Here is a 20,335-nt window from a genome sequence, read left to right as displayed (position 1 = left end):
TTGGCGCTTGGCGCGGGGCGAGGGTATACCGGGCCCATGATTACCGAGCTTGGACATTTCGCCCTTATCCTGGCCTTTCTGGTGGCCATCGCGCAAAGCGTCGTGCCGTTGATCGGCGCGGCAAAACGCTGGCCTTCGTGGATGTTTTTCGCCGAACCGGCCGCCGTGTCGCAGTTTCTGCTGACCGGCTTCGCCTTCGGAGCGCTGGTCTGGGCCTTCGCGACGTCGGACTTTTCGCTGCGGATCGTGGTCGAGAACAGCCATTCGGCCAAACCGATGCTGTACAAACTCAGCGGCACCTGGGGCAATCACGAGGGCTCGATGCTGTTGTGGGTGCTGATCGTCGCGATCTTTGGCGCCATGGCGGCCTTTTTCGGCGCCGGCCTGCCGCCCACGCTGAAGGCGCGGGTGCTGGCGGTGCAGGGGGCCATCGGCGTGGCGTTCTATGCCTTCATCCTGTTCACCTCGAACCCGTTCGACCGGCTGCCGGTGGCCCCGTTTGACGGGCGCGACCTGAACCCTCTGCTGCAGGATCCCGGGTTGGCGTTTCACCCGCCATTTCTGTACCTGGGCTATGTGGGGCTGAGCATGGCGTTCAGCTTTGCGGTCGCGGCCCTGATCGAGGGGCGCATCGACGCCGCATGGGGCCGCTGGGTGCGGCCGTGGACGCTGGCGGCGTGGATCTTTCTGACCATCGGCATCGCGCTGGGGTCCTGGTGGGCCTATTACGAGCTGGGCTGGGGCGGTTTCTGGTTCTGGGACCCGGTCGAGAATGCCTCGTTCATGCCCTGGCTGCTGGCCGCCGCGCTGCTGCATTCGGCCATCGTGGTCGAAAAGCGCGAGGCGCTGAAAAGCTGGACCATCCTGCTGGCCATCATCGCCTTCGGCTTCTCGTTGATCGGAACCTTCATCGTGCGCTCGGGCCTTCTGACCTCGGTCCATGCCTTCGCCAACGATCCCGAGCGCGGGGTGTTCATCCTGTTCATCCTGGTGGACTTCATCGGCGGCGCGCTGACCCTGTTCGCCGCGCGGGCGCAGGCGATGGAGGCCAAGGGGGTGTTCGGCATGGTCAGCCGCGAAAGCGCGCTGGTGCTGAACAACATCCTGCTGGCCGTCAGCAGCTTTGTCGTGTTCGTCGGCACCATGTGGCCGATGCTGGCCGAGATGATGTTCGACCGGAAATTGTCGGTGGGCGCGCCGTTCTTCAACGCCGCGTTCACGCCGTTCATGGTGGTTTTGGGGATCGTGCTGCCCCTGGGCGCAATGCTGCCGTGGAAGCGGGGCAAGCTGGGCCGCGTTGCGTGGCAGTTGCGCTATGCCTTCGTTTTGGCCGTGTCGCTGGCGATCCTGGTCTGGGCGATGCAGACGGGGCGCAGCGCGCTGGGGCCCGTGGGGCTGTTCCTGGGCGCCTGGATCACCTTTGGCGCCATCGTCGATCTGTGGAGCCGAACGGGCCGCAAGGGCAGCGTGGCGCGCCTGATGCGTCTGCCGGGGGCTGATTGGGGCAAGGCGGTGGCCCATACCGGGCTGGGCGTCACGATGTTCGCCATCGCCGGCCTGACCGCCTGGGAGGTCGAAGACATCCGCGTCGCCCGCGTGGGCGAAACATTCGAGGTTGCGGGGTTCGACTTTACCCTGCATGGGGTGCGCGAGGTCGAGGGGCCGAACTATTTTTCGACCATGGCGGATGTCCTGGTGGAAAAAGATGGCCGAACCGTCGCGACCCTGAATCCCGAAAAGCGTACCTACCCGGTGGCAGCGATGCCCACCACCGAGGCGGCGATCGACTATCGTTTTCTGCGTGACGTTTATGTTGTGATCGGCGACCAGCAGGATGACGGCGGCTGGGTCATGAGGACCTATATCAAGCCTCTGGCGAACTGGATCTGGGGGGGGTGTATCCTGATGGCCTTGGGCGGGTTGCTCAGCCTGTCCGACCGGCGCTTCCGCGTGGCGGCGGGGGCGCGCAAGAACACGCCCGCAGGAGTCGCAGCAGAATGAAACGTCTGATCCTTGTTTTGATGTTGCTGGCGTCTCCGTTGATGGCGGTACAGCCGGACGAAGTGCTGGACGACCCGGTTCTGGAACAGCGTGCGCGTGAGATCAGCGCCGGGCTGCGGTGTCTGGTCTGCCGCAACGAAAGCATCGACGAAAGCAATGCCGAACTGGCGCGCGACCTGCGCCTGCTGGTTCGGGAGCGGTTGGTGGCCGGCGATACGGACGAAGAGGCGGTTGCCTTCATCGTGGACCGCTATGGCGAATATGTTCTTCTCAGGCCCAAGACCACGGGGGCGAACCTGCTGCTGTGGCTGGCCGGACCGATCATGTTGCTGATCGCGGCGATCATGGGCTGGAGTTTTCTGCGCGGCCGCGCCCGCAGCGCCGAAACCGCCGAAACCGACGCTCTGAGCGAGGAAGAACAGGAGCGGCTGCGCCGTATTCTGGAAGACTGACGCGTGGTTTGACTTTCCCTTGCCGGGCAATTGCGTCAGGGTTCGGGAAAATCTGTGCCAGGTGAGGACTTCATGGAATACGAAACGGTGCTTTTGAACATCACGGACGGTCTGGCGGTGCTGACGCTGAACCGGCCCGACAAGATGAACGCGCTGACCACCCAGATGCGGGCCGAGATCACCCACGCGATGAAGCAGGCCGCCCATGACGCGCGGGCCGTGGTCGTGACCGGGGCAGGGCCGGCCTTCTGCTCGGGGCAGGATCTGGGTGATGCGTCCAGCACCGGCAAGATCGACCTGGAAGGCACGCTGCGCGACGAATACGAGCCGATGCTGAAGGCGATCTGGGATTGCCCTGTGCCGACCATCGCCGCCGTCAACGGTCCGGCCGCCGGGGCGGGCGCCAGCCTGGCGCTGTGTGCCGATGTGACGATCGCGACCGAAAGCGCCTATTTTCTGCAGGCATTCGCCAAGATCGGACTGTTGCCCGATGCCGGCGGCACCTGGTTCATGCCGCGCCAGATGGGGATGGCCAAGGCGATGGGGGCGGCCCTGTTCGCCGACAAGATCAGCGCCCGACAGGCCGATGACTGGGGCCTGATCTACGAAGCCGTGCCCGACGACGCGTTCGAGGCCCATTGGCGCAAGCGCGCCGCGTATCTGGCCAACGGTCCGACCGCAGGATTCGGGGCGATCAAGAAGGCGATCCGCGGCACGTGGGAAAACTCGCTGGAACAGCAGCTGCAGGTCGAGGCCCATCTGCAGGGTGAATGCGGACGCACCCGTGACTTCGCCGAAGGCGTGGTGGCTTTTCTGGAAAAACGCGCCCCCAGGTTCGAGGGGCGCTGACCCTCAGGCCCGGCGGCGCCGGCGCGCGCGCCGTTCGGGCTGATTGCCTTCGCCAGAGGTGCCATCATTCGCCGACGAGAACGGCCCCAGTGCCTCGGTGATCTGGTCCAGCGTCGGACGCGCGCCGCGCGGCGTGGTGTCCAGCGCCTTGCGCATTTCGCGCAGGTGTTCGGGCATGGTGCCGCAGCAGCCGCCGATGATGGTGGCCCCGGCATCGCGCGCCATGGCGGCGTAACGGCCCATCAGCTCGGGCGTGCCGTCATAGTGGATATGGCCATCGACGTATTTCGGAATGCCCGCATTGCCCTTGGAGATCAGGGGGCGTTCGGTCCCCTGAGCGACAAAGCCCAGTACCGTGCGCAGGATGTCGGATGCGCCGGTGCCGCAGTTGGCGCCAAAGGCGATCGGCGGGTTGGGCAAAGTTTCGACCAGCTGCGCCAGATCGGCCGAGGTGACGCCCATCATGGTGCGCCCGGCGGTGTCAAAACTCATGGTGCCGCACCAGGGCATGTCGGCCAGGGCAAAGGCCTCGGCCGCGGCGCGGAATTCCTCGGGGGCGCTGATGGTCTCCAGCCACAGCACGTCGACGCCTCCGGCTTTCAGCGCTTCGGCCTGTTCGTGGAACATCTCGACCGCCTCGGCATGGGTCAGGCTGCCCACGGGTTCCAGGATTTCCCCGGTCGGGCCGACCGACCCGGCAACCACCAGCGGACGCCCTGCGGCATCCGCCACCTCGCGCGCCAGTTCGGCGCCCACGCGGTTCAACTCGGCCACGCGGGTATGCGCATCATGCAGTTTCAAACGTGCGGCGGTGCCGCCGAATGTGTTGGTCAGGAACAGGTCGCTGCCCGCATCCACAGACCCCCGATACAGGGCGCGGATCTTGTCGGGCTGGTCGGTGTTCCACAGCTCGGGCGCGTCGCCCGATTGCAGCCCCATGTTGAACAGGTTCGTTCCGGTGGCGCCATCGGCAAGAATGGCGTCCTTCGTTTCCAGCAGTCTGGTCAGCGCGTTGGTCATTGGAGATGTCCGGAGTTGTGGCCCCGAGGGCCAATAAATTCAGACGCCCCGTGTCGCATGACCGGGACGTCGAATCAAATTCATAATACTCATGAAGATCATGAGGTGGGTGGATGCCTCAGTCGGCTTCGCTCATCACCTGGGCTTTGGCCTCGGGCAGCAGTTCCGCCATCTTGGCGCGGATTTCCTCGGGGCTGGACAGATCGCCCAGATCCGCGGCGACCTTGCGCACCACGTCCTCGTGGCCGGCTTCTTCGAAATCGGCGATCACCACGGATTTGGCGTACTCGGCGGCCTCGTCACCGCTTTTGCCCAGTTTTTCCGCAGCCCACAGGCCCAGCAGCTTGTTGCAACGGGCTTGCGCCTTGAACTGCATTTCTTCGTCATGGGCGAATTTTGCTTCAAAGGCGTTTTCGCGTTCGTCGAACGTGGTCATGGGTGTTGGGCCTCTTCAAGTAAAAACATGTTTCCTGATGATATGACCATAGGCGCGGCCGGGTGCAAGGTATTTGCGCTGCGTCAAAGCCTCTCGGGCGCATGAACTTGCGGGAAAGGGGGGCTTGCACTATGAGAGCGCCAGAGCGCAGGGACTCATTCCCTCGCCCCACGCTGGAAAGGTCGCACATGGCGCGTCGCAAGAAGATTTACGAAGGCAAGGCCAAGATCCTGTATGAAGGCCCCGAACCGGGCACGATCGTGCAGTACTTCAAGGATGACGCCACCGCGTTCAACGCGGAAAAGAAAGACGTGATCGACGGCAAGGGTGTTCTGAACAACCGCCTGAGCGAATTCTTCATGACCGGTCTGAACCAGATCGGCGTGCCGACCCACTTCATCCGACGCCTGAACATGCGCGAACAGCTGGTCCGCAGCTGCGAGATCATCCCGCTGGAGGTGATCGTCCGCAACTATGCCGCCGGATCGCTGTCGAAACGGCTGGGCATCGCCGAGGGCACGCAGCTGCCGCGTCCGATCGTGGAGTATTGCTACAAGGACGACTCGCTGGGTGATCCGCTGGTGACCGAGGAGCACATCGCCGCCTTCGGCTGGGCCAGTCAGCAGGATATGGACGACATCCTCAGCCTGGCCTTGCGCGTGAATGATTTCATGAGCGGCGTGATGCTGGCCGTGGGTATCCGTCTGATCGATTTCAAGATCGAGATCGGCCGTGTCTACGAGGGCGATTTCCAGCGCCTGATCGTCGCGGATGAGATCAGCCCCGACAGCTGCCGTCTGTGGGACATCGAGACAGGGCAAAAGCTGGACAAGGACGTGTTCCGCCGCGATCTGGGCAGCCTGACCGACGCCTATTCCGAAGTGGCGCGGCGGCTGGGCGTGCTGCCCAAAAGCAACGTGACGAAACCCACGCTGATCAACTGACGCCGAGGCCCAGCCCCGGGCCGAAGCACCAAGGATTTGGAAATGGCGAGACCCCACGGTTTCGCAAGTGAACCAGAGGACGACCTGAGATGAAGGCACGAGTGCACGTTATGCTGAAGAACGGGGTTCTGGACCCGCAGGGCGAGGCCGTGCGCCATGCCCTGGGCGCCCTGGGGTTCGACAAGGTCGAAGGCGTGCGTCAGGGCAAGGTGATCGACCTGGAACTGGCCGAGGGCGCGACCGAGGCCGACGTGGCCGAGATGTGCGAGAAGCTGTTGGCCAACACGGTCATCGAACGTTACGAGATCGAACTGGTCTGAGTTTTCCGGCCGTTTCCCCAAGGAGGGTTTGCCATGCGCGCTGCCGTCGTCGTGTTTCCCGGATCCAACTGCGACCGGGATCTTGCCGTTGCCTTCGAGCAGGCCGGGTTCCAGGTCGACATGGTCTGGCACAAGGATGCCCAACTGCCGCAGGGCGTGGACATCGTGGGCGTTCCGGGCGGGTTTTCCTATGGCGACTACCTGCGTTGCGGCGCGATCGCCGCGCAGTCGCCGATCTGCAAGGCCGTGGTCGAACATACCGAACGCGGCGGCTATGCCATCGGCACCTGCAACGGGTTCCAGATCCTGACCGAGACCGGCATTCTGCCGGGCGCTCTGCTGCGGAATGCCGGGTTGAAATACATCTGCCGCACGGTGGAATTGAAGGTCGAGACCGCCGACAGCGCCTTTACCCGGGGCTATGACTCCGGCGACGTGATCCGCATTCCGATCGCACATCACGACGGCAACTATTTCGCCGATGACGATACCATCAGCCGCCTGCGAGACGAGGACCGAATCGCGTTTACCTATGTCGACAATCCGAACGGTTCGAGCGGGAATATTGCCGGCATCCTGTCGCACAACCGGCGCGTGCTGGGGATGATGCCCCATCCCGAACGGGCGGCGGATCCTGCGCATGGCGGCACCGACGGGGTGGCGCTCTTCCGCGCATTGGCGGGGGTGCTGACACCTGCGTGACTTGAGGTCAGGGGCGTGGGCGCGTAGCTTCGCCCCATGATACCAAACGCGCAAAAGGGCTGGAAATCGATCTTCGGCAGCGTCGCCCCGCTGGGGTGGCGGTTGCGGTTGGCGGTGTTCGTCCTGTTGCTGGCCGCGGTGGCGACCGTGTGGGTCACCAACAGCCTGCTGACCGACCGGTTCACCGAATCCACCCACAATCGGGCCGAGCTGCGCCTGGCTTTGTATTCCGGGAATTTGCTGAGCGAACTGCGCCGCAACGCCATCGTGCCGCAGTTGCTGGCGCGGGACCCGACGTTGATCTCGGCCTTGCAGTCGGGCGATTTCTCGTTGTCGACGCAACGCCTGCTGTCCTTTGTCGAGGAAATCGGCGCGGCGTCGCTGATGCTGCTGGACCGCGACGGCCGGGCGGTCGCCGCGACCGACCGCAACCGGTTGGGCGAAGGGCACCGCAGCGCGGCCTATTTCGTCGAGGCGATCCGGTCCAATGCAACGATCTTCTCGGTCATCCCGCGCGAGGCCGGCGGCTATCGTTTCGTCTATTCGCGGCGGCTTGAATCCGGGGCCGAGATTCTGGGCGTGATCGTCGTCGAGGTGGACCTGCAGAAATTCGAAAGCGCCTGGGCCGGAATTTCGGATGCCGTGATGGTGACCGACAGCACCGGAACGATCATCCTGTCGACCGAACCGCAGTGGCGTGGGTTGAACGAGCAGGAGGCGCTGTTGCGGCAGCACCCGCAGGGGGCCATCGAGCGCGCCATACGGGCCACCGCGGACTGGACGGCTCTGCCGCCCGATGCCTATCTGCAGGGCGAGGCGGTCATGCGGATGGAGACGCGGATTCCGTTTCGGGGTTGGAAGATGACCTCGTTCACGACCTATTCCTCGATCCGTGAAAAGGTGAACAGCGTTCTGGCGCTCGAGATCATGGGTTTCGCGATTCTGCTGGCGCTGGCCTTTTATGCGCTCAGCCGCAGGGCCACGTTCCGCATGGCGCTGTTTCAGCGCGAGTCGGCGGAGCTTCGCGCATTGAATGCCCGTCTGCAGCGTGAAATCGCCGAGCGCGAAAGGGTCGAAAAGACGCTGGAAGTGGCGGAACAGACGCTGGCGCAAAGCTCGAAACTGGCCGCTCTGGGCGAGATGTCGGCGGCCGTGAGCCACGAGCTGAATCAGCCGTTGGCGGCGATGAAGACCTATCTGGCGGGCGCGCGGCTGCTGCTGCGCCGCAACCGCCCCGAAGAGGCGCTGGCCAGCTTTGGCCGTATCGATGGCCTGATCGAGCGGATGGGCGCGATCACGCGGCAGCTCAAGTCCTATGCGCGCAAGGGGGCGGATGCGTTTTCGCCCGTGAATCTTGGCGAGGCGCTGGCCTCGTCCCTGTCGATGATGGAACCGCAACTGCGTCAGCGCCATGTCAAGATCAGCCAGATCCTGCCCGAGGACCCGGTGATCGTGATGGGCGATCGGATGCGGCTGGAGCAGGTCATGGTGAACCTCTTGCGCAATGCGCTGGACGCCACCAAATCAGTGGCGGAGCCCGAAGTGGAGATCATACTGGCCGCGGGCGAAACCGCCGTGCTGGCGGTGCGTGACAACGGCCATGGGATCGAGAATATCGAGAACCTGTTCGAGCCCTTCTACACCACGAAGCGCGCCGGTGACGGGGTCGGCTTGGGGCTTGCCATCTCGTCGGGTATCGTGAACGACCATGGCGGACGGCTGACCGCGCGCAACGGCCAGAACGGCGGCGCGGTATTCGAGATGCAACTGCCCATTCTGGGGCAAGACGGCCTGGAGGCCGCAGAATGACGAGGATCTAGCTATGGCACAGGCCATGAAGATTGCCATCGTGGATGATGAACAGGACATGCGCCAGTCGATCAGCCAGTGGTTGGCGCTGTCCGGTTACGACACCGAGACTTTCGCCAGCGCGGAAGATGCGTTGAAGGTTCTGGGGCCCGATTATCCGGGGATCGTGATCTCGGACATCAAGATGCCCGGCATGGATGGCATTCAGCTTTTGAAAAAGCTGATGGGCGCCGACAGCACCTTGCCGGTGATCATGATTACCGGTCACGGCGACGTGCCGATGGCGGTCGAGGCGATGCGGGTGGGGGCGTTCGATTTTCTAGAAAAGCCGTTCAACCCCGATCGGATGTCGGAGCTGGCCAAACGCGCCAGCAACGCGCGGCGGCTGACGCTGGACAACCGGGCGCTGCGGCGCGAGCTGTCGGGCGGCACCCAGATCATGAACAAGCTGATCGGCGCCAGCCCGGTGATGGAGCGGTTGCGCGAGGATATTCTGGACCTGGGTCAGGCTGACGGGCACGTGCTGATCGACGGCGAAACTGGCACCGGCAAGACCCTGGTGGCGCACGCGCTGCATGCAGTGGGAAGCCGGGCGGGCAAGAAATTCGTTCTGGTTTCCTGCGCCGCGCTGGAAGAAGAGGCGCTGGCCAAGAGACTGTTCGGTCCGATGATGCCCGAGGACACGCAGCTGCCCGCCATCGAGGAAGCCCGCGGCGGCACTTTGGTGCTGGAGGACATCGAGGCGCTGAGCGACACGCTGCAGGCGCGGCTGCTGAGCGTGATGAACGAGCAGGGAACGCCGGCCGAGACCCGGATCGTTGCGATCTCGAACCTGCAGGAAGCGGGCAAGACCAGCGAGGATGTGCTGCGGCCCGATCTGTTCTATCGTCTGGCGGCGCTGCGCATCACCATGCCGCCGCTGCGGCAGCGGGGCGAGGATATCCTGACCCTGTTCACGCGGTTGAGCGAGCAGTTTGCCGAGGAATATGGCTGCGAGGCGCCGCAAGTCAGCGCCCAGGAGGCCGCGCAGCTGTTGCAGGCCCCATGGCCGGGCAACGTGCGCCAGTTGATCAACATCGCCGAACGCGCGGTTCTGCAATCGCGGCGCGGTTCGGGCACCATCGCGTCGCTGTTGATGTCGGATCACGAGGAAATGCAGCCGGTGATGACCACCGAGGGCAAGCCGCTGAAGGAATACGTTGAGGCGTTCGAACGGATGCTGATCGACAACACCATGCGGCGGCACAAGGGGTCGATCGCTTCGGTGATGGAGGAATTGTGCCTGCCGCGCCGGACGCTGAACGAGAAGATGGCCAAATACGGGCTGCAACGGGCCGACTATTTGTGAGGGAGGGGGCCAGCCCCCTCTTGGCCCTTCAGGCCAATTCACCCCCGGGATATTTGGGGCCAGATGAAGGTCGGGCGACAATAGAACGGCGGTCCGTGCAGTTTGCCCATTGTGTTTTCCACAGGACTGCTTTTATTGTGGCAGGACGGACCCGGCCCGAAATGGGGCCGATGTGTGCCGGATCATTGAGTTTCGCTGCTTGGCCGCGGATGGTGACCCATCTCTCCGGGCGAAGCATGCAGATTGTGCCCAGCAATGGGCAGTAGAGCACCTGAGCCCCTACTTCGGGCAAAAGGAATAATGGGCAGGCAGCGGCATGGTCGCGTCTGTCGGAGAAGAACCGCGATGACGCGCGCGCAACGATTGAGTGTACGAGCAGGGGGGCGAGATGCCGATCCCTGCCGCGCGCCGTCCGAAATCGCCCAGACAAGACACCACCCCAGATGCGCCTGTCCGCCCGGACAGGTCAGGACAGCGCGTTTGGTGCGGTGCATCAAGGACACATGGCAAAGAAAATGCTTATCGATGCCACCCACGCGGAAGAGACCCGCGTCGTGGTGGTGGACGGAAACAAGGTCGAGGAATTCGATTTTGAGTCCGAGAACAAACGCCAGCTTGCCGGCAATATCTATCTAGCTAAAGTCACGCGCGTCGAGCCTTCGCTGCAGGCGGCTTTCGTCGATTATGGGGGAAACCGCCACGGCTTTCTGGCGTTTTCCGAGATCCATCCGGACTACTACCAGATCCCTGTCGCCGACCGCGAAGCGCTGATGGAAGAGGAGCGGGCCTATGTCGAGGCGCTGAAAGCGCGTGACGAGGCCGAGGAAAACGCTCCGAAGAAGCGCCGTTCGCGGTCGCGGACCAAGGCGGCGTCGGCCAAGTCGGATGACGCAGTGGAAACGCTTGAAGTTTCGTCCGAACCGACCGGCATGGAAACCATTGACCTCGACGCGAATGGGAACGGTGCGGACCTGCCGGTGCCCGAGGGCACCTCGCCGATGGAGACGGTGGCCGAAACACCGGTCGAGGAGCCGGACGAGCAGGCAACGGATGAACCCGTCGCGATCGGTGAGACGGAATCCGAGACTGACGCGCCTGAGGCTCAAGTGGAGCCTGACGATGGTGAGAACGGGGGGGATGACGAAGCGCCCGCAAAGCCTGACGCAGCCGCCAAGGACGAGTCGATCGAGTCGGTTGCCGATGACGACGACAGCGAGGATATACGGCCGCCGCGCAAGCCGCGTCCGCGTCGCTACAAGATCCAGGAAGTCATCAAGGTGCGCCAGATCCTGCTGGTGCAGGTCGTCAAGGAAGAGCGCGGCAACAAGGGCGCGGCGCTGACGACCTATCTGTCGCTGGCGGGCCGCTATTGCGTTCTGATGCCCAACACTGCCCGTGGCGGCGGCATCAGTCGCAAGATCACCAACGCTGCGGATCGCAAGAAGCTGAAGGAGATCGCGTCGGAGATCGACGTGCCCAGCGGCGCGGGCCTGATCATCCGGACCGCGGGCGCCAAACGCACCAAATCCGAGATCAAGCGCGACTATGAGTACCTGCAGCGGTTGTGGGAACAGATCCGCGAGTTGACGCTCAAGTCGATCGCGCCGGCGAAGATCTATGAGGAAGGCGACCTGATCAAGCGGTCGATCCGGGATCTGTACAACCGCGAGATCGACGAGGTTCTGGTTGAAGGCGAGGCCGGGTACCGCATCGCCAAGGACTTCATGAAGATGATCATGCCGTCGCACGCCAAGAACGTGAAACGGTACGAGGACCAGCTGCCGCTGTTCGCCCGCTATCAGGTGGAGAGTTACCTGAGCTCGATGTTCAACCCGACGGTTCAATTGAAGTCGGGCGGCTACATCGTGATCGGCGTGACCGAGGCGCTTGTGGCGATCGACGTGAACTCGGGCCGGGCCACCAAAGAAGGCTCGATCGAGGAAACCGCGCTCAAGACCAACCTCGAGGCCGCTGAGGAAGTGGCGCGGCAACTGCGCCTGCGCGACCTGGCCGGTCTGATCGTCATCGATTTCATCGACATGGACGAGCGCAAGAACAACCTGGCGGTTGAAAAGCGCCTGAAGGACAAGCTGAAGACAGATCGTGCGCGCATCCAGGTGGGGCGGATTTCGGGCTTTGGTCTGCTCGAGATGAGCCGCCAGCGCCTGCGCCCCGGCATGCTGGAGGCGACGACGCAGCCTTGCCCGTCCTGCCACGGCACCGGGCTGATCCGGTCGGACGACAACATGGCGCTGGCCATCCTGCGCCAGATCGAGGAAGAAGGCACCCGCCGCCGCTCGCGCGAGGTTCTGGTGCGCTGCCCGGTCAGCATCGCCAACTACCTGATGAACCAGAAACGCGAGCACATCGCCCAGATCGAGGCCCGCTATGGCCTTTCGGTCCGGGTCGAGGGCGACGTTCATCTGGTTAGCCCCGATTTCTCGATGGAGAAGTTCAAGACCGCGACACGGGCCGTGCCCGAGGTTTCGGCGCCGGTGGTTTCGGCCTCGGCGTCGTTGATGGATCTGGTCGACTCCGAGGAGGAGGCCGTGGACGATTCCGACGCCCAGGAGACGTCCGAGGAGGAGGCAAAGCCCAAGCGCAAGCGTCGTCGTCGGCGTCGCAAGAAGAACGGTGGAAATGCCGAGCAGTCCGAGGGTATTCAGGCCGAGGACAAATCCGATGCCGTGAACGAAGATTCGGCGGTGGAAGAGTCGGAAGACGCGATGACCGCCTCTGAGGACGAAACAGAAGACGAGACAGACTCGGCCGCGCAGGCCGCCGAGGAGGCGAAGGCCACGGAGGAAAAATCCGCCAAGCCGAAACGGCGCCGGGCGCCGCGGAAGAAGAAGACCGCCGAGGCCGAGGTGGCAGCCGCAGAGCCGACCGATGAGAGTGATGCGGAAGAGAATGCTCCGGCAGCGCGAGAGGCTCTGTCCGAACCGGCTGTAGCCGATGAGGGGGCGTCAAACGAGACGCCGACTGCTGAGGTTCAGGACGAGACCGATACCGCAGTAGCGGAGGCACCGAGTGAGCCCGTCGCTTCGGAGGAAAGCCGCGCCGAGGCTGTCGAACCCGTCGCCGTGTCGCCTGCCGAAACGGATGCATCACCTGCAGAGCATGGCGTTGACACGACCGAAACGCCCGCCGAACCCGCAGAGGAGGCACACAACGGCGCGGTCCTTGAAGTGGCTGCGGAACAACCCGCGCCCACCCCGGCCAAGCCCAAAAAACGCGGGTGGTGGTCGCTGGGAAGCTGAACGAAATGGCGGGCCACTCGGCCCGCCATTTTTTTCACGGCATCACGCGGATTTTCGGATCAGATAGACTTGGTGATCGGACATGTCCTGTTGCGCCACAAGCTCGTGACCGGATTCCGCGCAGAAATGCGGAACATCGACGACGGCGGCCGGGTCGTCGGCCAGAAGGCGCAGAACAGACCCCGCCGGCATGGATTTCAGCCTTTTGCGGGCTTTCAGAACGGGCAGGGGGCACAGCAGGCCCAGCGCATCCAGGGTTTCGGTTTCTTGTGTCATGGGCCTCAGATATTTGGCGCAGTGCGCGCTGTCCAGCATGCAACCACGAGGATGTGACCGAATGGCCCCGTGACGCGGCCATTCGGATACCCTATCTGCAGTGTCATGTTCGGAATCGATATCATCGACGCGGGGCTGCTGCCCGCCATGTTCATCGCGCTGGTCGGCGGGTTGATCAGCTTTCTGTCGCCTTGCGTGTTGCCAATCGTGCCGCCCTATCTGGCCTATATGAGCGGCGTCACCATCCACGAGATGCAGGATCAGGTGCAGGCCCGGCGCAAGGCGACTCTGTCGGCGCTGTTCTTCGTTCTGGGGCTGTCGACGGTGTTTCTGCTGCTGGGCTTCACGGCCTCGGCCTTTGGCGCATTCGTGCTGCAGAACCAGGAACTGTTCGCCAAGGCCTCGGGTCTGGTGGTGATCGTCTTCGGCCTGCATTTCCTGAACGTGTTCCGCATTCCGATCCTGGACCGTGAGGCGCGGGTCGAGACTGGGGACGCAGGCGGATCGGTTTTCGGGGCATACATCCTGGGGTTGGCCTTTGCATTCGGCTGGACCCCGTGCATCGGCCCTCAGCTGGGCGCGATCCTGTCGCTGGCCGCGTCCGAGGCCTCGGTGGCGCGGGGCACGCTGTTGCTGGGCGTCTATGCTGCGGGTCTGGGTATCCCGTTCCTGCTGGCTGCGATGTTCCTGAACCGGTCGATGGCGGTGATGAACAGGCTGAAACCGCATATGGGCACGATCGAAAAGGTCATGGGCGGCTTGTTGCTGGTCGTCGGCATCATGCTGGTGACGGGCCTGTTCAGCCAGTTCAGTTGGTGGCTGCTTGAGACATTCCCGGCACTGGCCACTCTGGGCTGACGCGGCGCCTGGCCGCGATGATCGGGCCTTACCTTGGCCACAACGCTGCGCTAACCTGCCCGCAACAAGGGCAAAGGCATGAGCAGTCAGGTTCCGCAATCTGGGGTACAACGACGCCGGGTGTTCTATATCCCCGGCTATGATCCCATCCATCCCCGCCGCTATCGCGAACTCTACCGGAAAGAGGGGCGCGCGCAGGCAGCGATTTCCGGGTATCGGTTGGAGGTTTCGGCCAAGACGGGCGATGGCCCCTATGGCTGGCACGTCCGGTCGGAGCAGGACGGGGCCGAAGTACATACGGATGTCGAGGTTCTGGTCTGGTCCGACATCGTGCGCGACAGCATGGACAGCTCGATCCCGGCGACCTATTGGCAGTTGCTGCGCACGGCGTGGATCTACATCTCGACCGGCACTTTGTGGCGGCTGATGCGCCTGCGCAAGGGGCCGGTGATCGCGGCCCTTTATCCGGTGGCGATGCTGCTGGGGCAGCTGGCGGCGGCGGTGGCGCTGGGTTGGGGCCTCGTCGCGCTGCTGTTTCCCTGGGCCGGAGCGTTGGCGGTGTTGCCCGCAGTGGCGGTGTCGGTGGCCGCGATGCTTTGGTTCCGCAGGATCGACAACCGCCTGTTCGCCTATTACTTGATGCACGATTATGCCTATTCGGCGCGGCTGCGGGGCGAAACGCCGCCCGAGTTGCAGGCCCGGTTGGACGAATTCCGCGCCTTGATCGCGGCGGCCCTGCGGTCGCCGGTCGATGAAGTTCTGGTGGTGGGCCACAGTTCCGGCGCCCATCTCGGGGTCTCGGTTCTGGCGGACCTGCTGCGGCGGGGCGAGGTGCCGCCGGATGGCCCGGTCCTGTCGTTCCTGACATTGGGGCAGGTGGTGCCGATGGTGTCATTCCTGCCGCGGGCCGGCCGGTTGCGGGCCGACCTGCAACTGCTGTCGCAGACCGAGCAGTTGGCATGGGTCGATGTCTCGGCACCCGGGGATGGCTGCGCCTTTGCGCTATGCGATCCGGTTGGTGTCAGCGGAGTTGCCGGTCCCGGCAAACGCTGGCCCCTGGTTCTTTCGGCCGCTTTCACGCAAACCCTGTCGCCCGAACGCTGGGCCGCGCTGCGCTGGCGGTTCTTCCGTCTGCATTTTCAGTATCTTTGCGCGTTCGACCGGCCTAGCGACTATGACTATTTCCGCATCACTGCCGGGTCGCTGACATTGGGCGCTCGGTTCGCCGGGCGGGCGCCGTCGAAATCGCGGATCGAGCGGGCGGTGTCCAAATACCGTACGGTGCGCGCATGATCCCGCCCAAGCCACCCGCCAGACCGGACAACGTATCGCTGTGGCAATACCTGCGCCTGTTCCGGCGCGATATCCTGTCGGCTCAGCCGCAACGCCTGTACCGCGCCTGGATGGCCGAGTTCCGCACCCCGTTCTTCCGGTCCTACCTGATCAACCAGCCCGAGCTGATCGACCGGGTACTGAAACACCGCCCCGAGGATTTCCCGAAATCCGGCCGGATCAGCGAAGGCCTGCGGCCCCTGCTGGGCCAATCGGTATTCCTGACCAATGGCGAAGCCTGGAGGCGCCAGCGCCGCATCATCGACCCGGCCTTCGAGGGCGGACGGCTGAAACAGACCTTCTCCGCGATGCTGGCCTCGGCCGAGGCTTGCGCCGATCGCCTGCGAGACAGGACGGGCGTGCCGGTCGAAATCGAGGAGGTCACCAGCCATGCCGCCGCCGACGTGATCTTTCGCACCTTGTTCTCGGTGCCGATCGAGCACGAAATCGCCGCACGGGTGTTCGAGAAATTCCGCGCCTATCAGCGGCAGCAACCACTGCTGAACCTGGCGGCTTTCGTGCCGCTGCCCGGCTGGGTGCCCCGGTTCCACGCGCGCAAGACCCGCCGTGCGGCGGCCGAAATCCGCGCCTTGATCGCCCGCCTGACCCGCGAGCGGGCCGCGCAAATCGCCGCCGGCACCGCGCCCGACGATCTGGCCACCAAGATCATGACCACGCCCGACCCCCTGACCGGGCAGTGTTTCAACACCGATGAGATGATTGACCAGGTCGCCATCTTTTTTCTGGCCGGGCACGAAACCAGCGCCTCGGCCCTGGCCTGGACGCTGTACCTGATGGCCGCCTATCCCAACTGGCAGGACCGCGTGGCCGAGGAGGCCCGCGCGCAGGACGAATTAAGCTTTGCCACAATGTCCAGACTGCGCATCAGCCGCGATGTGTTCCGCGAGGCGCTGCGCCTCTATCCCCCGGTCCCGATGATGGTGCGCGAGGCCACATGCCCCGAACGCTTCCGCGACCGCGACGCGCCCAAGGGCGCGCAGATCGTGATCAGCCCATGGCACCTGCACCGGCATGAACGGCTGTGGGAGGACCCGGACAGCTTTGACCCGGCCCGCTGGGCGACCGAAAACGGCAAGGCCTGCCAGCGGGCGGCCTTCATTCCGTTTTCGGCCGGGCCGCGCGTCTGCACCGGGGCGGGGTTTGCGATGGTCGAGGGACCGTTGATCCTGTCGACCCTGCTGCGGCGGTACCGGTTCGAACCTGTCGAGGGCCGCACCCCGGTTCCGGTGGCGCATCTGACGGTGCGGTCGCGCCATGGAATCTGGCTGCGCGTGGTTGAGCGCTAACAAACTATCATCGCCCCGCGCCATGCTGTATGCGATTGGAAAAGCGGAATCATTACTGAACGGGAAAGTGTTATGTCCAAGGCTGAACAGCGCGAACAGATGATCAACGGTGCGGGCTTCATCGCGGCTCTGGATCAGAGCGGCGGCTCGACGCCCAAGGCGCTGGCGCTGTACGGGGTGCAGCCGTCCGACTATGGCTCGGACGAGGAAATGTTTGCCGAGATCCAGAAGATGCGCGCCCGGATCATCCTGGCCGACGACTTCACCCGCGACAAGGTGATCGGCGCGATCCTGTTCGAACGCACGCTGGGCGAGGAAATCGAGGGGCGCAAGGTTGCTGATTACCTGTGGTCGGTCAAAGGCATCGTGCCGTTCCTCAAGATCGACAAGGGGCTGGAGGACACCGCCAACGGCGTGCAACTGATGAAGCCCATCCCGGGCCTGGCCGAGACGCTGGCCAAGGCCGAAGGCGTGTTCGGCACCAAGGAACGCTCGGTCATCCACGAGGCCAATGCCGAGGGCATCGCCGCCGTGGTCGCGCAGCAATTCGACGTGGCCCGCGAGGTGATCGCGGCCGGCATGGTTCCGATCATCGAGCCCGAGGTGAACATCAAGTCGGACACCAAGGCCGAAGCGGAAGAGATCCTGAAAGCCGAAATCCTCAAAAACCTCGACGAGTTGGGCGAGGGGCAGGACGTCATGCTGAAGCTGACCCTGCCCAGCAAGGCCAATCTGTATGACGAGGCCGCCGATCATCCGCGTGTTCTGCGCGTTGTGGCGCTGTCGGGCGGTTATTCGACCGACGAGGCCTGTGATCTGCTGGCGCAGAACGGCAAGATGATCGCATCTTTCTCGCGTGCGCTGACCGAGGGGCTGTCGAAGCAGCAGTCGGATGCCGAGTTCAACGCGGCCCTGGGCAGCAATATCGACAAGATCTACCGCGCCTCGGTCTGAGGTCAGACCGGTTTGATGAACGAGCGGCGCATTTGCGCCGCTTTTTCGCGCATGGCGCAGCCTGTGGCGTGGTCATTCACCAGCCCCATCGCCTGCATGAAGGCAAACACCGTGGTGGGGCCGACAAATTTCCACCCGCGCTTTTTCAGGTCCTTGGACATGGCGACCGACTCGGGCGAAGTCGAGGCCGTCTGCGGCGCAGGAGGGGTCTCGGGCTCGAACCGCCAGACATAGGCCGCCAGCGAGCCGGTTTCGGCCACCAGCTCCTGTGCGCGGCGGGCGTTGTTGATCACCGCCTCGATCTTGCCGCGATGGCGGATGATGCCGGCATCCTGCAGCAGGCGTTCGACGTCGGCATCAGTAAATTCGGCCATCACGTTGCAATCAAAGCCGGAAAAGGCTTTGCGGAAATTCTCGCGCTTGGCCAGAATGGTGCGCCAACTGAGGCCGGATTGAAAGCTTTCAAGGCAGAGTTTCTCGAACAGGCGCTGGTCGTCACCTACCGGATAGCCCCATTCATTGTCGTGATAGTCGAAAAACTCCGGCGCGGCCTGACACCAGCCGCATCGCGGTTGGCCATCCGGCCCGGTCACGAGTTCGCGCATCCAATGTACCCTTTTTGTTCGCCGTCAGCCTAGACGCCGACGGATATCAGATCAAGGGTTGCGATCGGGGGACCGGTACCAGTTCAGAACAAAGACGCGAATGGCCGAGGCCAAGCCGGTCCCGGGGTCGCGCGCGACATCAATTTCCGAGGCCAAGACATTGATAGGCAGCCCTTTTTCCTTGGCGATGTCCCGAAACGCCTGCCAGAATTCATCCTCGAGCGAAACCGAGGTTCTATGTCCCTTGAGGGTCAGCGAGCGTTTGACCGGTGGGCTGCTCATTCGTCCAGCTCGTGATTGTCCAGATCGCGGCGGGCCTTGTCGGCACGGGCCTTGTCCAGCTGCTTTTCCGCCTTGCTGCGCCCGAACGCCGCCGCGTTCCGGTCGGCGCGGGCCTTTTTCTCGGCCCGCGCCTTTTCCTTGCGATACCGGTTCAGATTGACCGGCTTGCCCATCAGTCCCTGGGCCCGATCATCTGTTCGGGGCGCACGACGGCGTCAAAGGTTGCCTCGTCGACGAAGCCCAGCTTGATGGCCTCTTCCTTCAGCGTGGTGCCGTTCTTGTGCGCGGTCTTGGCGACCGTGGTGGCGTTGTCATAGCCGATGGTGGGCGCCAGGGCGGTCACCAGCATCAGCGATTCCTTCATCAGCTTGTCGATGCGCGCCTCGTTGGCCTTGATGCCCAGCAGCATGCGCTCGGTAAAGCTGTCGGTCGCGTCACCCAACAGCTGGATCGACTGCAGCAGGTTGTAGGCCATCATCGGGTTGTAGACGTTCAACTCGAAATGGCCTTGGCTGCCGGCGAACTTGATCGCGGCGTCGTTGCCCATGACATGGGCCGCGACTTGGGTCAGCGCCTCGGCCTGGGTCGGATTGACCTTGCCGGGCATGATCGATGAGCCGGGTTCGTTCTCCGGCAGGATCAGCTCGCCCAGCCCCGACCGCGGACCCGAGCCGAGGAAGCGGATGTCGTTGGCGATCTTGTAGCAGCTGCCCGCGACCGTGGCCAAGGCGCCCGACAGGAACACCATCGCGTCATGGGCGGCCAGCGCCTCGAACTTGTTGGGCGCGGTGACGAAGGGCAGGCCGGTGATGTCGGCCATGTTGGCGGCAACGGCCTCGGCCCAGCCTTTCTGGGTGTTCAGCCCTGTGCCGACGGCGGTGCCGCCCTGCGCCAACTCGTAGATGCCGGGCATGGCGGCGTTCACGCGGGCGATGCCCTGGCGGATCTGATGGGCATAGCCGCTGAACTCCTGGCCCAGGGTCAGCGGAGTCGCGTCTTGGGTGTGGGTGCGGCCGATCTTGATGATGTCCTTGAATTCCGCCGACTTCTGCTCCAGCCCGGCGGCCAGCTTCTCGAGCCCCGGCAGCAGCACGTCACGCACGCTCATCGCGGTGGCGATATGCATGGCGGTGGGGAAGGTGTCGTTCGACGACTGCCCCATGTTCACATGGTCGTTCGGGTGTACAGGATCCTTCGAGCCGATCACCCCGCCCAGGATCTCGATCGCGCGGTTGGCGATCACCTCGTTGGCGTTCATGTTCGACTGGGTGCCCGAGCCGGTCTGCCAGACGACCAGAGGGAAGTTGTCGTCGAACTTGCCTTCGATCACCTCGCCGGCGGCCTGGATGATGGCGTCGGCGATGCGCGCGTCCAGCTTGCCGGTTGCCTTGTTCTGCATGGCGCAGGCTTTCTTGACCACGCCCAGCGCCCGCACGATGGCGACGGGCTGCTTCTCCCATCCGATGGGGAAGTTCATGATCGAGCGCTGCGTCTGCGCCCCCCAGTACTTGTCGGCCGGAACCTCGAGCGGGCCAAAACTGTCGGATTCGGTGCGGGTCTGAGACATCTGTCACTCCGTC

The 20,335-nt window shown here is 63.9% G+C and carries 20 protein-coding genes; 13 read left to right on the top strand and 7 right to left on the bottom strand.

What is annotated here, in order from left to right; genetic code table 11:
- The first annotated feature begins 36 nt into the window (after nt 1-36).
- From F3H26_RS06180 to F3H26_RS06170, 3 genes are all read left to right on the top strand, one after another.
- The gene (locus tag F3H26_RS06180) at nt 37-2,001 is read left to right on the top strand and encodes a heme lyase CcmF/NrfE family subunit (RefSeq protein ID WP_149775180.1); all 1,965 of its coding nucleotides are present in this window, start codon (nt 37-39) and stop codon (nt 1,999-2,001) included.
- The gene (locus tag F3H26_RS06175; protein WP_149775179.1) at nt 1,998-2,453 is read left to right on the top strand and encodes a cytochrome c-type biogenesis protein; all 456 of its coding nucleotides are present in this window, start codon (nt 1,998-2,000) and stop codon (nt 2,451-2,453) included. Before F3H26_RS06180 ends, F3H26_RS06175 begins: the two co-directional genes overlap by 4 nt.
- 72 nt (nt 2,454-2,525) lie before the next feature.
- Nucleotides 2,526-3,302 (top strand): enoyl-CoA hydratase-related protein, encoded by a 777-nt coding sequence (locus tag F3H26_RS06170; protein ID WP_149775178.1) that lies wholly within the window; start codon nt 2,526-2,528, stop codon nt 3,300-3,302.
- Nucleotides 3,303-3,305: 3 nt separating this feature from the next.
- On the opposite strand, the gene bmt is transcribed toward F3H26_RS06170, so the two are convergent.
- Nucleotides 3,306-4,322, bottom strand: a complete 1,017-nt coding sequence (gene bmt, locus F3H26_RS06165) for a betaine--homocysteine S-methyltransferase (RefSeq protein ID WP_149775177.1) — start codon at nt 4,320-4,322, stop codon at nt 3,306-3,308.
- 118 nt (nt 4,323-4,440) lie between these two features.
- Nucleotides 4,441-4,758, bottom strand: a complete 318-nt coding sequence (locus F3H26_RS06160) for a DUF1476 domain-containing protein (RefSeq protein ID WP_149775176.1) — start codon at nt 4,756-4,758, stop codon at nt 4,441-4,443.
- Nucleotides 4,759-4,946: 188 nt separating this feature from the next.
- On the opposite strand from F3H26_RS06160, the gene purC reads away from it, so the two are divergent.
- The 6 genes from purC (at nt 4,947) to F3H26_RS06130 (ending at nt 13,141) form a co-directional block, all read left to right on the top strand.
- Nucleotides 4,947-5,702 carry a phosphoribosylaminoimidazolesuccinocarboxamide synthase gene (gene purC / locus F3H26_RS06155; RefSeq protein WP_149775175.1) on the top strand — a complete coding sequence of 252 codons (756 nt, stop codon included), beginning with the start codon at nt 4,947-4,949 and terminating at the stop codon, nt 5,700-5,702.
- 89 nt (nt 5,703-5,791) lie between these two features.
- On the top strand, nt 5,792-6,022 hold the full coding sequence (gene purS / locus F3H26_RS06150) for a phosphoribosylformylglycinamidine synthase subunit PurS (protein WP_149775174.1): 231 nt from the start codon (nt 5,792-5,794) through the stop codon (nt 6,020-6,022).
- 33 nt (nt 6,023-6,055) lie between these two features.
- Nucleotides 6,056-6,724, top strand: coding sequence for a phosphoribosylformylglycinamidine synthase subunit PurQ (gene purQ / locus F3H26_RS06145; protein ID WP_149775173.1), 669 nt, complete (start codon nt 6,056-6,058; stop codon nt 6,722-6,724).
- Between the two features lie 36 nt (nt 6,725-6,760).
- Nucleotides 6,761-8,533, top strand: coding sequence for a sensor histidine kinase (locus tag F3H26_RS06140; RefSeq protein ID WP_149775172.1), 1,773 nt, complete (start codon nt 6,761-6,763; stop codon nt 8,531-8,533).
- A 13-nt stretch (nt 8,534-8,546) separates the two neighbouring features.
- The gene (locus F3H26_RS06135) at nt 8,547-9,881 is read left to right on the top strand and encodes a sigma-54-dependent transcriptional regulator (protein WP_093961984.1); all 1,335 of its coding nucleotides are present in this window, start codon (nt 8,547-8,549) and stop codon (nt 9,879-9,881) included.
- 503 nt (nt 9,882-10,384) lie between these two features.
- On the top strand, nt 10,385-13,141 hold the full coding sequence (locus F3H26_RS06130; protein WP_149775171.1) for an Rne/Rng family ribonuclease: 2,757 nt from the start codon (nt 10,385-10,387) through the stop codon (nt 13,139-13,141).
- A 42-nt stretch (nt 13,142-13,183) separates the two neighbouring features.
- Here the strand turns inward: F3H26_RS06130 and F3H26_RS06125 are convergent, their stop codons facing one another.
- The gene (locus F3H26_RS06125) at nt 13,184-13,417 is read right to left on the bottom strand and encodes a sulfurtransferase TusA family protein (protein WP_149775170.1); all 234 of its coding nucleotides are present in this window, start codon (nt 13,415-13,417) and stop codon (nt 13,184-13,186) included.
- Between the two features lie 105 nt (nt 13,418-13,522).
- Here F3H26_RS06125 and F3H26_RS06120 point away from each other — a divergent pair, with 105 nt between their 5' ends.
- From F3H26_RS06120 to F3H26_RS06105, 4 genes are all read left to right on the top strand, one after another.
- Nucleotides 13,523-14,275 carry a cytochrome c biogenesis CcdA family protein gene (locus F3H26_RS06120; RefSeq protein WP_149775169.1) on the top strand — a complete coding sequence of 251 codons (753 nt, stop codon included), beginning with the start codon at nt 13,523-13,525 and terminating at the stop codon, nt 14,273-14,275.
- 78 nt (nt 14,276-14,353) lie between these two features.
- Nucleotides 14,354-15,568 carry a hypothetical protein gene (locus F3H26_RS06115; RefSeq protein ID WP_149775168.1) on the top strand — a complete coding sequence of 405 codons (1,215 nt, stop codon included), beginning with the start codon at nt 14,354-14,356 and terminating at the stop codon, nt 15,566-15,568.
- Nucleotides 15,565-16,914, top strand: a complete 1,350-nt coding sequence (locus F3H26_RS06110; protein ID WP_149775167.1) for a cytochrome P450 — start codon at nt 15,565-15,567, stop codon at nt 16,912-16,914. Before F3H26_RS06115 ends, F3H26_RS06110 begins: the two co-directional genes overlap by 4 nt.
- A gap of 72 nt (nt 16,915-16,986) precedes the next feature.
- Nucleotides 16,987-17,868: a fructose bisphosphate aldolase gene (locus F3H26_RS06105; RefSeq protein WP_149775166.1), complete on the top strand. Its 882-nt coding sequence runs from the start codon at nt 16,987-16,989 to the stop codon at nt 17,866-17,868.
- 2 nt (nt 17,869-17,870) lie between these two features.
- Here F3H26_RS06105 and F3H26_RS06100 read toward each other — a convergent pair whose 3' ends face one another.
- From F3H26_RS06100 to fumC, 4 genes are read right to left on the bottom strand one after another with little or no spacing between them, the layout of a single operon-like run.
- The gene (locus tag F3H26_RS06100; protein ID WP_149775165.1) at nt 17,871-18,473 is read right to left on the bottom strand and encodes a DNA-3-methyladenine glycosylase I; all 603 of its coding nucleotides are present in this window, start codon (nt 18,471-18,473) and stop codon (nt 17,871-17,873) included.
- Between the two features lie 51 nt (nt 18,474-18,524).
- Complete coding sequence (locus F3H26_RS06095) at nt 18,525-18,755, bottom strand: ribbon-helix-helix domain-containing protein (protein WP_149775164.1); 231 nt, start codon at nt 18,753-18,755, stop codon at nt 18,525-18,527.
- Nucleotides 18,752-18,928 (bottom strand): DUF4169 family protein, encoded by a 177-nt coding sequence (locus tag F3H26_RS06090; RefSeq protein ID WP_149775163.1) that lies wholly within the window; start codon nt 18,926-18,928, stop codon nt 18,752-18,754. The genes F3H26_RS06095 and F3H26_RS06090 overlap by 4 nt, the downstream gene beginning before the upstream one ends.
- The gene (gene fumC / locus F3H26_RS06085; protein ID WP_149775162.1) at nt 18,928-20,322 is read right to left on the bottom strand and encodes a class II fumarate hydratase; all 1,395 of its coding nucleotides are present in this window, start codon (nt 20,320-20,322) and stop codon (nt 18,928-18,930) included. The genes F3H26_RS06090 and fumC overlap by 1 nt, the downstream gene beginning before the upstream one ends.
- Nucleotides 20,323-20,335 lie beyond the last annotated feature (13 nt).

Source organism: Ruegeria intermedia (assembly GCF_900129345.1).
GTDB classification, from domain to species: Bacteria; Pseudomonadota; Alphaproteobacteria; order Rhodobacterales; family Rhodobacteraceae; genus Ruegeria; species Ruegeria intermedia.
This window is presented reverse-complemented; position numbering and strand designations above follow the sequence as displayed.